This is a genomic window from Arenibacter algicola (assembly GCF_000733925.1).
Classification (GTDB): Bacteria; Bacteroidota; Bacteroidia; order Flavobacteriales; family Flavobacteriaceae; genus Arenibacter; species Arenibacter algicola.
The window spans coordinates 1,065,055-1,078,456 of the sequence record NZ_JPOO01000001.1 but is presented as its reverse complement, the minus strand read 5'-3'; the positions used below and the strand labels follow the sequence as shown (position 1 = coordinate 1,078,456).

The following is a 13,402-nucleotide window of genomic DNA, read 5'->3' as shown; positions in this document are numbered from 1 at the left end:
TCTCCTTTTTTAAGGGTCAACTAATTAAGGTGGTGGGGGTTTCTAAAGAATATTTGGAGCAATAAAAAATCGTATTCGTGAAAAACTCAATAAAACGGTTGTTTAAATGTACTCCAAGTGCCATTATAAGGTAATTGTCTAAACTATTAAGAAGAACGACGAATAGAACAAGAAGCCAATATTTTGTAAAGGCATTTTAATCATTCCATAAAACGGAGCGTTTTATGGAATACTATTATTCTAAGAAGGATTTCGTTCTATTCAAGAATTTTTATTGCCTGTTCCATTTCAAACCTAATACGAGGATGGTAGGTCAAAAAAATGTCTACTTGTTATACTGCCAATAAAATGGCTACGTAATGACAGACAGCGGCTGCCAGCACAAAAAAATGCCAGACAGCATGGTTGTAAGGATATTTTTTCCATAGATAAAAGACAACGCCAAAAAGGTAAAGTACGCCTCCAATAATGATCATGGTCAATATCCCAGTGGGAATACTTTCAAAGAAAGTCCGTCCGCCCACTATCATAATGCATCCCATTGCTATGTAAACAAGCGTCGAAATAATATTCCATTTACCGGTAAAAAAAATCTTAAAAACAATTCCCAATGCAGTCAGGCCCCACAATACCGATAGCAACGAAATGCCAAAAGCATTATTCATATAAATCAATAAAAATGGAGTGTAGGTGCCGGATATCAGGAAATAAATACTGATGTGGTCAAGGATTTGAAATACGTGCTTTGCTCGAGCATGTTGAAATCCGTGGTAGAGCGTGGAAAAAGTAAAAAGTTGTAAAAAACAAAATCCATATATAGCTGCGGCGATAACACCTGGTGTATTATCACTTTTTATTGCAAAGGCTATTAGAACGGGAATACCCACGATGCCAAAAATAATTCCAAAACCATGTACGATACTGTTTACGAGTTCTTGCTGAATTTGTGTATTGGGTTCTGGAGCTTGCATAAAAATGAATTGAGGCGGTGTATTGCCAACTGACAACTTTTGCTAAGTTACCAAAATCAGTGCAGCTTTTTTAATTCCATTGGCCGTACTGCTCACAATTTCACTTCAAACTATAATCGCGCAAATATATGGTATAGTAAATCCCACCTTTTATAATACAAAAAAGCCCTCAACTTGAACTGAAAGCTTTTGCATTCTATGTATTTCGTCAAATAAAACTCATTTTTTGCTGACACTAAACAACAAATTGGACTGGTACCCTTTTTATTGTATGAATGTCACACGGCATTTAGTTCGTAAGTTTGATATTGATCGCGATATTTCCGTTAGTCCCGAGAAAATCTTTCATTTTCAATGGCGGCATCCATCTTCCTCCATATCCAAGCCAAGTATTTTTTTCTTGGTCTGTTCTCTCCATTCCAATAGCCGGCTGTAGTATATCCATTTTGGCAGTTTTATTGAAAAATTTATTTTCTTCGATGTTTAGCCTATCCACTACAATAAAAAATCCATTTTTAGGGAAAAGAATTTTTTCCTTACTTAAGTCAAGAACTATTTCATCAATTCCTTTTTTTGATTCCAGAATAATGTTCTCTGTCAATCCATATTCAGAAGGTTCACCGCCTGGATTAACCTTTAATAAGCGAATACGAAAAATCACATTTTCATTTTTTGCGTTAAACGTAATCAAGCCTATTTGGCTCACAAAGCGAGTATTTTCATATATAGTCCTGTATTTGTAGAACCTTGCAAGGGAGTAAAAACCATTATTGTACCAAACTCTATTTTTTTTGATTTTCTGATAAGATTCGATTAAATATTCGGTCGAATTCTTCATAGGGAATACAACAACTTCATCAAGTTCATTGATTTTCGGTTGTAGTACTGCATTAATATCCTTCTCGGCTAGAAATTCAATTGTATTGTAACCTAAGCTGGAAATATGGATTGTATCCCCAATTTTTACATTTTCTATAGAGAACTTTCCATCTTCTCCTGTAGTAGCTCCAACTAAAGTGTTTTTGATCCAAACATTTACATAAGGGATTGGTTTTCCATCCACCTTATCCTTAACAATTCCAGTTATTTGTCCAAACGTCCATTGTGAGATGAGGATGATTAAACTAGTTATAATGTTTTTCATGCCGTATGATATTTACTAATTGACAACTTAATCAGACCTCTTTTCTAAATAGTTTATGCCCAAAAAACAAAATTGCCAGTGACATTACAAGACAAGGGATCATAAAAGTTTCAAGACCTCTGATTATACCCAAAACTAAAATCATTGTGAGGTAGGATATAAAACCTGTTCCAAATTTCAGCATTCTTTCCAAACCATTCATTTTAAGTGTCATGTTGACAATGAAAATAGGTATGAAGAAACTCAAAAGAAATGCCCCCACCCGACTATTAAAATTTGAGCCAGAAGCGGAGCTCAAATATCCAATTATTGTGGCCAACAATAAATTCAGGGCCAGAAGGAATATTCCGTTGACAACTGTAGTTGCAATACTATTTTTGGCTTCACCAGCATTGTTTCTTAGTAATTCCTGTGTGTTAATTTGAAGAACCTCGCAAATCAAGTTCAAGGTTTTTCCCCTCGGTTCATTTTCATTATTTTCTATTCGCTGAATTGTCCCCAAATTAACGTTGGATAGCTCTGCCAATTCTTCTTGAGTAATCCCTTTTGTTTTTCTTGCTTCGCTTATTTTCCCCCCTATAAAGTCCATTTAGCCATATTTTTAAATTCACTTTAAAAGTAAACACTTTATAAAAATTTGATAGCGACTATCCTATGACATTTTTACGACAATTAAAAAATTAAGAAATGTCACAAATGTTAGTCCGGTTTCAAAGGGTTCTTCTTTTTATTAAATTATGATTAATGTCTTATTCCTGTGTTTGGTACCCCGTTACTATTATTTCATAGCTAAAATCAATGCAAATAATTAAATTAATAAGTTAAAGTAAATGTCAAATAAAACTTCATGATAAGTAATTTCGGTCGTTTCTAAAAAGTTCATTAGCATGGTTGAATAAGTTAAACCCACCCATAATTGAACTTTCCAAATACCCCAATTAGTTTACTTATAAGGGTCGAATAAGCAAACATGTTACGAATAGAGTAGTTTAAGGAATTATCTACAAAAGCTAGATTCAATTTATAAATTTATGCAGGCAGCTACTGTTTATTGCTGATTTCGGTTTATTGTAAATGAACAATTGAAAAAGTTTGAAAAGTCGTTAACCTTTGCTTACTATTCTTTTGGTAATTTAAGCCCCTTACACACCTCATTTAACAATTCACTAGGCTCTACATCGATTGCCAAAGCGATCAAATAAAGTTCATCCACGCGAAGTTTGGTAGATTCATTAGAACTTAATTGGGAAAGCCTAGCCTGACTAATACCTGTCCGTCTTGAGACCATGGCTCGATTTACCGATTTCTTGGTTAAAAACAATCCTAATGGAGTCATATATCTTTTGAAATTGATTACATAAATATACTTTTCTTAATGAACACTTTAGAATTTCTATAATTTTGTTTGGATTTTTAATAGATTATCTATAGATTTGATTAGAAATTCTAAAGAATTATTAATAAATCTAACACATTCTACATTATGGGCCATGTAAGGAGTGAATCAGGACAAAACATAAATGATACACAATACGAAAATTACTTTGAAAATCAAGAACCATTTAAAGGATCCCATTTTGTTAAAGAGGGTACTTCTCAAGAGGAAAGAGCGGGATTGGAGGAAATAAACTTCCTGGATAAAATAAGGGAATTAACCATGGAACATTTCCATACTTTAAAACGCTACCCCTCCAAAAAAGAACTCTATACCGTTAATCTTATAACAGAGGGTTACCTGGAAACTTCCTTTATGATTTCCAATTTGTTAAAGGTATGCATCACAGCATTGGATGCTGAACGCACCCCAAATAGAATTGTCCCGGAACCCGACCAGAACATTAAGGAAGTTCTTGATATGTACTTAATATGATACCCTATGAAGAAATGGAATTCCTTGATAAGTTAAGGCATTTACTACAGGATCAGGAGAAACATGTTTAACAGTTAAAATATTGGGTATGAAAACAAACAAGAAAACTAAAGGCCCTAAACGATATTCATAAACTGCACCAAAATCTTATGGGCCTTTTGAAGCAGCAAGCAGATAGTCCAACAAGGTGCTACCAGATCTCCCTTGAAGTCAGTAGTAACAACGAATTATTGCTGAACATTGGCAGCCTACTCGAGGTATGTGTGTTTGCATTGGACGGCAACGGAATGCTCTTGTCTCCAAACAATCAAAATATAGCCAAACACGACAGCGTGTGCAGGGTATTGGAATTGGTCCTAAATATGCTACCCCATAGTCAAATGGATTTTATGGACTATGTGACAGAAAAGCTGAACGGTTTGGAAAATGCCAAAACATAATCATCTGAATAATCGAGAACTATGAACCCTAACGAAGAAAAATTGATCAATAGTTTAAGGTACCATGCCTTGGACCATCACCCTACCCTAAAGCCCCACTCCTTCTTTAAAAACAAGTTTGAGGTCAGTCTCTTTTACGTGGACAATCATGTAGACTTAGTATTAACAGTTCGCGCCCTACTTTACTTGGCCATGAAGGCAATTGACCCTGAAATATCTGATGATATAAATGACAGGTACGAAAAGGAATATATTCGTCAGTCACTGACCATTGCCAATAGGTTATTGCCGCAAGGCGAAGAGGCGCTCCTAGACGAGCTTAACCTTTATTATAGGGAAGAGAAATTGAGGGAAGGATTGACATAAGCTCAAAGTACCAATACACCACAAATATTTAGGCTTTGCCGCAAATAATTACTGTTTTATGTTGGTTTACGGCCCATTTGCCGCAAATGCAATAACTTCAAGACGTGCCTTCGTTTCTATAGACATATATAAACCGTTCAGCTGCACAGAAATCCAGGACTTAACCATAATCTTAAGGGAGTGCAAAGCTAAAAGTCCAAACAGTATCATGAAAACTATCCGTAATCTTTAGAATATTTTATTACGCAGATTATTTGGGTCATATTATATAAATGATTATAAGCATTAGAAGACAATTTGACCCAAATGACTAAAATTTATTGGTCTTTTCATAGTCAGGTCCTTTAAGATTACAATACATTAATAGGATATAATTTACAGTAAAAACTTCAATGATTATAGGGGTTTCGAGCGGATTTACATTAAGAATAGGACAGTGTCCCAAACTTGACATGTAAATATAGTTCTAAAATTCAGCACTTTATAAACCGTAACACCGCCTTGGCGTGTTACCCTCTTGCTATACGTATTTCACTCACCAAGGTTCGTTTCATAACGTATACGTCCAAAGGTACAACCTATATTTCATAATAGATCAATAACCAAAACTATCATATTTTTCCCCTGGCTTCCCCAACTAATATTTTACTTTTCGATACCCCCTCCTACTCGATTTAGGCTTATAGAGGATTTATAAAAGGAGCGAGGAACGAGCCCGGTTATGCAATCCGATTAAGACGAAATCAGACAACTTTGGTATCGGAAAAAGGAGAATATAGGCTACATTTTTAAGCAAAAACCATTTGATGTTATTTGATTAAATTTGATATACCACCAACAACATAACCAAATCTGGGACAACTACTGGACAAGCGGTGAACAAGCGGTGAACAAGTCCTGGTATCAAAATATAAACTATATTAAACATTAATAAACATAATAAAACCTATAGAGGGGACACTTTAAAAAAACGCCCAGATCTAATATTTGATTCCATTATTTCCAATTTTCAGACATAGTCTTATTTGGAATTTTAAGCATGATTCTAGCGCTTTTCTCCTTTGGGAAATAGCAGAGTTCATCTCATCCATATTTGAGTCGTTAGAAGCTTTTAAAATTCATATTTACCTGATTAACAACACGTTAAAACCAAATGATATCATTTGCTATCAATTGGTGTTTTCAATATTTCTGTCATAAATAAGCTATTGAAAAGAAAAAAATATCACTCGAAAACTAAAGCGGACTTAAGGCGTTTTCCTTTTCAAAACGGCTTGTGTCCAAGATTTTTTTACGATGCGCTTTGACCGGAATAAAATGGAGGGCAATGGGCGGAGGTTATACTTAATCTCAGTTTATGATTTGTGAATCAGTCTCTTGTAAAATATATACCAATTCATAGAATCTATACATAAGCCTTCCCTTTGTAAAGAAAAATCCATTCTATATACATAATAAACTTTCTCTGTATAGAAAACTTAAAAAACTATACATAATGACCCAAGAGAAAGGTTTTGATTTAGCTGAGTTGCCATTGCCATTTGCTTTGTCATAAAAACTAAAGCGGACTTAAGCCGTTTTCTTTTTCAAATACGGATTGAGTCCAAGACTTTTTTAAGATGCGCTTTGGCCGGAATGCAATGAAGGGTAATGTACATGGTTTGTCTCTGTGCATAGAAATATTCAAATCCTTTACATATCATCATCCTTCCGTAAAGGAAATTGAAAAATTTTAAATATAGCGTTTATTATATAAAAAGAATGTATTTTTATTTATATAACTATTTTGTTATATAACATTTTTGTTATATATTTGTTATATGAAATCGAGTGCTCTTATACGGATGGTAGAAAAAGATGGCTGGTACATCGTAAGAACTAAAGGTAGCCATCACCATTTTAAGCATCCAAAGAAGAAAGGTCTCGTAACCATACCGCATCCCAAAAAGGATATTCCTATGGGAACGGTCAAATCAATATTAAGGCAAGCGGGGCTTTTATAGCCACAAATGTTTCCTATAAGGGATAAGATTAGTAAAAATCATAACATAAAGGTAATGAGCAAGAGAAAAGTAATTAAAGTATTTGTAGAGAAGGCAGAAGACGGTACGTATTGGGGAACTACACAAAATATCCCTGGCGTAGTAACCGCTTATGGAAATTCATTGAAAGAATTAAAAGACAACTTAAAAGTTGCTTTTGACGACTATATTGAAGTAGCTGAAGAAGAAAAAGAAGATTGGGTAAGGGATGTGAAAAAAATAACCGATTGGGATTATCAGATGGATTTACAAGCCTTCTTTTATCTGATTCCGGAGGTTAAGATTTCAGCTATTGGAAAAAAAGCAAAAATCAATGAATCTCTAATGCGTCAGTATGTTACTGGTAAAGCTGCCGCTTCTGAGGGAAGGGTAAAACTTATTGAAAAAGCTATTCATGAATTGGGTAGGGAGTTACAATCTGTTTCCTTCTAAAATTACAATTATGGAAGTCAAGGTTATAAAATCCGAAGAACAATACAAAGCATATCTAAATCGTATGAATGAAATTTTGCATGCAGACGAAGGTATACCTGAAGGCGAGGAGCTGGACGTATTGGCACTTGTAGTGGAAAAATATGAAGATGAGCATTATCCGATCGAAGCTCCCAACCCGATAGAGGCCATACGCTTCATGATGGATCAAATGGGTTTGGATGATAATGATCTAGGCAAAATTTTAAACAGTAGAAGTAGGGCTTCGGAAATACTTAACAAAAAGAGAAAATTGAGTATTTCTCATATCCGTAAACTTACCGAATACCTTAAAATTCCTGCGGATGTCTTGATCAAGGATTACGATCTTGCATCCTAACAAATATCTTTAGCATTCCATAGCTCAATTTATATAACGGCTATATATTCGAAGTTCTTTTTAATTTACTGTTATTTGAGCCTGTATAAGGTTTCAAAAAAACCTCTTCAAATTAAAAGTCACCTATTCGGTGAGCACAAAAAAGCTACTCTCTGAAAACGACTGTTTACAGGGCATTCCAACCGCAGGTTCTGGTCCCTCCGGCTCCACGATTAAGCGCAACTGGTTTGCGATTTACAACATTAAAAGCCCGACAAGTTTACTTGATCGGGCTTTGTTGTTTTAAAGCGCCTGGACTGCAAGGACAGCCAGTTGCATTTACGGGACGGGAACCATTAGGGAAAACCGAAGGTAATCCTCCGGCTCCACTTCTAAAACCACCTACGACTGGTTTTTTACTCATTATTTTATATATTAATTCTTTATCGGTATTCGTGAACCTCTTAACGTCGGTTTCGTTATGCCTCCGGGATTGGAAGGCCAGCGCGCCTTCATCAAAATATACACTTTAACTTTTTCCGTGAGCTGAACCGTTTCATTTTCATCAATCGGAAAACTAGAAATAATGGTATCTTCGGAACAACAATAAGCGAATATGTCGAACGTCAAATCTTGGTTACGAACCCTCATTGACCTTTTGGAAGTCTTTTTTAACAGCTCGCAACAAAGCAAACGAGGCAGAACCTGGCACCAGCATGTGGTGCCCTATGAGGAAGGTTGGGCCGTACGTCGCGAAGGCAACCAACGTATAACCAGTAAACATCGAAAACAGAGCACGGCCATACGCAAGGCCAAAAGTTTAGCCAAAAAATACAAGGCCGATGTAATTATTCATCGAGAGAGTGGCGGTATACGAGACCGGATAAGCTATGATGATTAAGAAATCAACTCAATCTAGGAAGCCTTTAGGGTTTTAAAAGAAAGACAATCGGGGTCGTACATAAAAGAAAATTTTTCCATACCCTTATTAAAATGTTTACAAAAAGTCGGTTGGCCATTTATATAAAATCATCAGCCAGTTCCCTGAAAATTTACATGATTTTTAAAATTCTTGACCCAAAATAACATATCCCCAATTCTCGAGTTTTTATTTGCCCTGAGGTTGAATTAAACAGTTGACTTTGTCTCTGGAACATTGAATTTTGTTCGATTCCTATTCAAAAAACATTGTATTAAATTCTTATATTCGATGCTTATAATTAGATTTTAAAGGAAAATCTATTACTACTTTCCTTATATCAAAACCTATAACGAACCTAAAACTAAAACATATTGAAACCGCTTTACACCTGCTATATCCTACTCCTGCTTATAATGACTTCCTGTCAACAAGGTGAAAATCAAAAACTGCCCAAAATTGCGATTGCCGGTCTAGGAATAGAAAGCAGCACCTTTTCACCTACCTTAACCCATGAAGAAGCCTTTCATGCCAAAGTAGGAGATTCTATATTCGCAAAATACCCATTTCTACAAGTCGATTCGTTAAATAGAACTAGGGCGCATTGGGTGCCTACCTTGGTGGGAAAATCATTACCAGGCGGGACGGTCACCCGAGAGGCTTACGAATCCCTGGTAACCAAAACTTTATACTTATTGAAGGAAAATGGGCCTTATGACGGACTATTTTTTGATATCCACGGTGCCATGAGTGTGGTTGGGTTAGATGACCCAGAAGGTGACCTAATAGAACGTATTAGGGAAGTAATCGGTACCGAGGTACTTATATCTACCTCCATGGACCTTCACGGAAACGTGTCCGAAAAATTGGCAAAACATACCGATCTGATAACCTGTTATAGAATGGCTCCCCACGAGGATGCCATCCAATCCAAAAAAAGGGCGGTCACCAATCTTCTGGATCGACTTGAAAATGGAACAGGCAAGCCCCAATACAAGGCCTGGATCCCAGTACCCATATTATTACCAGGTGAAAAAACCAGCACCCGAATTGAACCTGGCAAAAGTTTATATGCAAAAGTTCCTGATATAGCCAATGAAGAAGGTGTTATTGATGCCGCTATATGGATCGGATATGCCTGGGCAGATGAACCCCGCAACCATGCCGTGGTTATGGTTACAGGCGATGATAAGGAAAAAGTTGAAAAAGGGGCAGAAACATTGGCGCAAAGCTTTTGGGATGTTCGAAATCAATTTGATTTTGTTGCCCCAACTACAAGCTTGGAAGAAAGTTTAGAAATGGCACTGTCCAGCCAAAAACATCCATTTATGATCAGTGATATGGGAGACAACCCAACTGCTGGTGGTGCAGGTGACGTCACCTGGACGCTACAACAGCTATTGGCCAGACCGGAATTTAAATCGGACAAAGGCCCTTCCTTGATCTATGCTTCAATACCAGGCCCGGAATTTGTTGAAAAGGCCCTTGAAATAGGTGTCGGCGGAAAAATTAAGGCAACGGCAGGTGCTGCAGTGGATGACCGATTTGCCGGTCCCTTGGAACTGGAAGGAACCATAGAAGCAATCAAGTCGGGAGATGTGAACGCAGAAGTGGAGGTTGTGGTTAAAATTGGAAGTATACAGGTAATCGTTACCAAAAAAAGAAAGCCATACCATTATTTAAGCGACTTCACCAATTTAGGTTTACATCCTAAAGAAACGGATATTATTGTGGTCAAAATAGGTTACTTGGTCCCAGATCTATATGATATGCGAGGGGATTGGGTTATGGCATTGACCCCTGGTGGGGTTGACCAGGATCTAAACCGACTTGGTTACGAACGTATCAAGAGACCTATGTTTCCATTGGACAGTACTATGCCCCAACCGGATTTGAAAGCCCATTTTATTCAGGCTTCCAATGCAACCGAATAATTATAGATAACCTTATTAAAAAGGGTTATTACAGGTTACATTTAATATCCTCATTCGTTTATCATCTGAACCTAGTATGTTCCGATAACTAACAGTTTATCCAAATTACTACTTTATTAAACGCGGCAAAAAATCAATACAAACGCAATCGGTATTGGTAAAATCCAAACCCATTTCCTTAAGACATTCTTAACAATTAAGATTTTGTTAATACAGTAATACCGCTAAAAAAAGTATCTTAGGGAAAACCTAAATATAACCCTACCATTGCAGACTAAAAGCACTTTCCTAAGATTAAAAACGCAATTCAAACCATTAGGTGTTCAAAAAAACTTTGCATTTTGTTTTTTGATCTTCGTCTTGCTCTTCTTTGGCTGTTCCCCTAAATTTTCAAATGTAGCGTTACCTATAGATGACTTAAAGGAATTCTCTTATAGCGGCCCAAGTATCTTGGAAGACAAATGGTGGACCGCCTTCAACGATGAGCAACTTAATATTCTCATCGATTCCGCGTTACAGTCCAACTTGGACCTTGCCGCTACATGGCAGCAATTTTTGGCTTCAAGAGCCATAGTAGCACGTGAAGCCGGGGATAAATGGCCGCAAATTGCAGCTAGCGCACAATCGGCCATAAATTTACCTGAACCCGATTTTGTGGGTGGGGAAAATACTCAACTGGGCCTTTCCGCCAATTACGAACTGGATTTATGGGGCAGGATACGAAGTTCGGTACAGGCAGAAAAATTCAGGTCCGAAGCCAGTTTGTACGATTACCGAACTGCAGCTATATCCCTTTCTGCTGAAATTGCAACCACTTGGTACCAATTAATAGCGGCAAAAAAACAACTTCAAATTACAAAAGACCAAATATCTACAAACGAGGATATAATTAAACTTATAAGAACGAGGTTTGTTGGCGGTCAGATTAGGGCAGTGGACATTCTGAGACAGGCGCAGTTATTGGAAAGTACCAAAGAGCAGCAGATTATTTTTGAAACCAATGTAGCCCTTTTGGAAAATCAATTGGCGGTATTAATGGGCAAACAGCCTCAAATAAACGTTACTTTTGAAACCACCGATCTACCTACATTGCCAGAACTACCAGAGGCAGGTATGCCTCTGGAACTCATCAGGCGTAGACCGGACATACAACAATCCTACGCCGTATTATTAGCAGCCGATAGGGATATGGCGTCGGCAGTGCGCAGTAAATATCCTAGATTATCAGTAAGTGCCAGGGGACAACTGCGATCCAATAGTTTTCAAAATCTGTTTGACAATTGGGCCTATACCTTAGCCGGAAACATATTGGCTCCCTTATTCTATGGCGGACAGCTTAGTGCTGAAGTGGACAGGACCCAGGCCATTAAGCAACAACGACTTTTGGAATACGGACAGACCACTTTGGAGGCCTTTCAAGAGGTGGAAAATGGCTTGATTCAGGAAATAAAACAAAAGCAAAGGGTAGATAATATTGGCAGACAATTGGAATTGGCACAAAAAAGCAACAGGCAACTGCGGGTAGAATTCCTTAACGGATTTAGCCCCTACTTGGATGTACTTATAGGTTTGGATGCCGAACAACAACTCCGTAGGGATTACATAGTGTCCCAACGGCAATTAATCCTAATACGAATTGCACTGTACAGAGCATTGGCTGGCGGATTTGAAACCGAAAGAGAGATCGACAATCAATAGAAAATAAAATTTATGAGCAATAAAAAAATACTGTGGATATGTTTGGCAATACTCATTGCCGGGATTGCTATTACCACCCTTATATTTTCTACGGAACCGGAAGCAAAGACCGAAGGGGCAAGCATAGAAACTGCTATGTTAGTGGATGTGATTACCGTAAAAGTAGGTTCCTATGAACCCACCATATCAGCAACGGGCACAGTGCAACCGGTGGAGGATATTACCTTAAGTCCGTTGGTATCCGGACAGATAATAAATAGGGATCCAGCTTTTACGCCCGGGGGATTCGTAAAAAAGAATCAACCGCTGCTCCAAATAGACCCCTCGGATTATAGGAACACCCTAGAACTTAGAAAGAGCGAACTACTACAGTCCAAGACTACCTTGGATACCGAAATGGGCAGACAGCAAATAGCGGAACAAGATTTAATGCTAATAACCAACGATTCCCTTTTTAAAGACAATCCGCTATCCGCAGATGAGCGACAACTAATATTACGGCAGCCCCAGCTAAATGCCGTTAAGGCTACCATTGTAGGCGCCAAGGCCTCTGTGGACCAAGCGCAATTAAACTTGGAAAGAACTACTATTCGTGCTCCTTTTGATGCGCATATTCTTAGCCAGAACGTCACAGCTGGTTCCCAAGTTGGTCCAGGGGATGACTTAGGTAGGCTCGTTGGCACAGAGTATTACTGGGTTACAGCAACCGTACCGGTTTCCAAACTACAATGGCTGCACTTTCCCGAAAATGATAAAGACAGGGGTTCCGAAGTACTTATCAAGAATTCTACGGCCTGGCCCGAAGAGCAGTATCGGGAAGGTTATCTGGACAAAGAAATTGGTGCCTTGGACGGGCAGACCCGCCTGGCTAGGGTGCTGGTAAAAGTGGCAGATCCACTTGCTAAAAATACCGATTTAGAAGGGAAGCCCAAATTAATGATAGGCACCTTTGTTGAAGTGGATATTCAGGCCAATAAATTGGACAATGTAGTTCGCCTAAGTAGGGATTATATTAGAAGTATCGAAACGGTCTGGGTGATGAAAGAGGGCAAATTGGAAATTCGTGAGGTTGATATCGTTCTCACAGATAATGACTACGCCTACATCCGTAAGGGATTAGAAGAGGGAGAACAGATTGTTATCACAGATTTAAGTACCGTAAGCAATGGTATTGGATTAAGAACAAGGTCTGAAGGCTCCGAAAAAGAACCGACACAATAGATAGACC

General features: G+C 37.8%; 15 protein-coding genes. 10 read left to right on the top strand and 5 right to left on the bottom strand.

All coding sequences use genetic code 11. The annotated features are described in order from the left end of the window. Positions 1–332 precede the first annotated feature (332 nt). The 4 genes from trhA to U735_RS0104600 form a co-directional block, all read right to left on the bottom strand. On the bottom strand, positions 333–971 hold the full coding sequence (gene trhA / locus U735_RS0104615; RefSeq protein WP_031442705.1) for a PAQR family membrane homeostasis protein TrhA: 639 nt from the start codon (positions 969–971) through the stop codon (positions 333–335). Positions 972–1,260: 289 nt separating this feature from the next. Further along, positions 1,261–2,115, bottom strand: coding sequence for a carboxypeptidase-like regulatory domain-containing protein (locus U735_RS0104610; RefSeq protein ID WP_031442704.1), 855 nt, complete (start codon positions 2,113–2,115; stop codon positions 1,261–1,263). 31 nt (positions 2,116–2,146) lie between these two features. Beyond that, positions 2,147–2,704 carry a helix-turn-helix domain-containing protein gene (locus U735_RS24905; protein ID WP_051891869.1) on the bottom strand — a complete coding sequence of 186 codons (558 nt, stop codon included), beginning with the start codon at positions 2,702–2,704 and terminating at the stop codon, positions 2,147–2,149. Between the two features lie 528 nt (positions 2,705–3,232). Beyond that, on the bottom strand, positions 3,233–3,451 hold the full coding sequence (locus tag U735_RS0104600) for a helix-turn-helix domain-containing protein (protein ID WP_031442702.1): 219 nt from the start codon (positions 3,449–3,451) through the stop codon (positions 3,233–3,235). Positions 3,452–3,598: 147 nt separating this feature from the next. Between U735_RS0104600 and U735_RS0104595 the strand changes: the two genes are divergently transcribed. From U735_RS0104595 to U735_RS0104570, 6 genes are all read left to right on the top strand, one after another. Continuing rightward, positions 3,599–3,985, top strand: a complete 387-nt coding sequence (locus tag U735_RS0104595) for a hypothetical protein (protein ID WP_031442701.1) — start codon at positions 3,599–3,601, stop codon at positions 3,983–3,985. Between the two features lie 158 nt (positions 3,986–4,143). Then, positions 4,144–4,425: a hypothetical protein gene (locus U735_RS0104590; protein WP_157365003.1), complete on the top strand. Its 282-nt coding sequence runs from the start codon at positions 4,144–4,146 to the stop codon at positions 4,423–4,425. A gap of 21 nt (positions 4,426–4,446) precedes the next feature. Further along, a complete protein-coding gene (locus U735_RS0104585) occupies positions 4,447–4,791 on the top strand; it encodes a hypothetical protein (RefSeq protein WP_031442699.1) in 345 nt (114 codons plus the stop codon). Positions 4,792–6,611: 1,820 nt separating this feature from the next. Beyond that, positions 6,612–6,794, top strand: a complete 183-nt coding sequence (locus tag U735_RS0104580) for a type II toxin-antitoxin system HicA family toxin (protein ID WP_031442698.1) — start codon at positions 6,612–6,614, stop codon at positions 6,792–6,794. A 54-nt stretch (positions 6,795–6,848) separates the two neighbouring features. Further along, positions 6,849–7,265, top strand: a complete 417-nt coding sequence (locus U735_RS0104575; RefSeq protein ID WP_031442697.1) for a type II toxin-antitoxin system HicB family antitoxin — start codon at positions 6,849–6,851, stop codon at positions 7,263–7,265. Between the two features lie 10 nt (positions 7,266–7,275). Continuing rightward, positions 7,276–7,644 carry a helix-turn-helix domain-containing protein gene (locus U735_RS0104570; RefSeq protein WP_031442696.1) on the top strand — a complete coding sequence of 123 codons (369 nt, stop codon included), beginning with the start codon at positions 7,276–7,278 and terminating at the stop codon, positions 7,642–7,644. 259 nt (positions 7,645–7,903) lie between these two features. Here the strand turns inward: U735_RS0104570 and U735_RS25460 are convergent, their stop codons facing one another. After that, complete coding sequence (locus tag U735_RS25460) at positions 7,904–8,047, bottom strand: hypothetical protein (protein ID WP_157365002.1); 144 nt, start codon at positions 8,045–8,047, stop codon at positions 7,904–7,906. A 192-nt stretch (positions 8,048–8,239) separates the two neighbouring features. Between U735_RS25460 and U735_RS24900 the strand changes: the two genes are divergently transcribed. From U735_RS24900 to U735_RS0104550, 4 genes are all read left to right on the top strand, one after another. After that, on the top strand, positions 8,240–8,524 hold the full coding sequence (locus tag U735_RS24900) for a DUF2188 domain-containing protein (RefSeq protein WP_031442695.1): 285 nt from the start codon (positions 8,240–8,242) through the stop codon (positions 8,522–8,524). A gap of 392 nt (positions 8,525–8,916) precedes the next feature. Beyond that, positions 8,917–10,476: a M81 family metallopeptidase gene (locus tag U735_RS0104560; RefSeq protein WP_031442694.1), complete on the top strand. Its 1,560-nt coding sequence runs from the start codon at positions 8,917–8,919 to the stop codon at positions 10,474–10,476. Positions 10,477–10,743: 267 nt separating this feature from the next. Further along, positions 10,744–12,174 (top strand): efflux transporter outer membrane subunit, encoded by a 1,431-nt coding sequence (locus tag U735_RS0104555; RefSeq protein WP_083260654.1) that lies wholly within the window; start codon positions 10,744–10,746, stop codon positions 12,172–12,174. Positions 12,175–12,186: 12 nt separating this feature from the next. Further along, complete coding sequence (locus U735_RS0104550) at positions 12,187–13,395, top strand: efflux RND transporter periplasmic adaptor subunit (protein WP_031442692.1); 1,209 nt, start codon at positions 12,187–12,189, stop codon at positions 13,393–13,395. Positions 13,396–13,402 lie beyond the last annotated feature (7 nt).

What these genes read in the sequence shown, in the direction of transcription:
- trhA (WP_031442705.1), bottom strand. Translation starts at nt 971, where the DNA reads ATGCAAGCTCCAGAACCCAATACACAAATTCAGCAAGAACTCGTAAAC.
- U735_RS0104610 (WP_031442704.1), bottom strand. Translation starts at nt 2,115, where the DNA reads ATGAAAAACATTATAACTAGTTTAATCATCCTCATCTCACAATGGACG.
- U735_RS24905 (WP_051891869.1), bottom strand. Translation starts at nt 2,704, where the DNA reads ATGGACTTTATAGGGGGGAAAATAAGCGAAGCAAGAAAAACAAAAGGG.
- U735_RS0104600 (WP_031442702.1), bottom strand. Translation starts at nt 3,451, where the DNA reads ATGACTCCATTAGGATTGTTTTTAACCAAGAAATCGGTAAATCGAGCC.
- U735_RS0104595 (WP_031442701.1), top strand. Translation starts at nt 3,599, where the DNA reads ATGGGCCATGTAAGGAGTGAATCAGGACAAAACATAAATGATACACAA.
- U735_RS0104585 (WP_031442699.1), top strand. Translation starts at nt 4,447, where the DNA reads ATGAACCCTAACGAAGAAAAATTGATCAATAGTTTAAGGTACCATGCC.
- U735_RS0104580 (WP_031442698.1), top strand. Translation starts at nt 6,612, where the DNA reads ATGAAATCGAGTGCTCTTATACGGATGGTAGAAAAAGATGGCTGGTAC.
- U735_RS0104575 (WP_031442697.1), top strand. Translation starts at nt 6,849, where the DNA reads ATGAGCAAGAGAAAAGTAATTAAAGTATTTGTAGAGAAGGCAGAAGAC.
- U735_RS0104570 (WP_031442696.1), top strand. Translation starts at nt 7,276, where the DNA reads ATGGAAGTCAAGGTTATAAAATCCGAAGAACAATACAAAGCATATCTA.
- U735_RS25460 (WP_157365002.1), bottom strand. Translation starts at nt 8,047, where the DNA reads ATGAGTAAAAAACCAGTCGTAGGTGGTTTTAGAAGTGGAGCCGGAGGA.
- U735_RS24900 (WP_031442695.1), top strand. Translation starts at nt 8,240, where the DNA reads ATGTCGAACGTCAAATCTTGGTTACGAACCCTCATTGACCTTTTGGAA.
- U735_RS0104550 (WP_031442692.1), top strand. Translation starts at nt 12,187, where the DNA reads ATGAGCAATAAAAAAATACTGTGGATATGTTTGGCAATACTCATTGCC.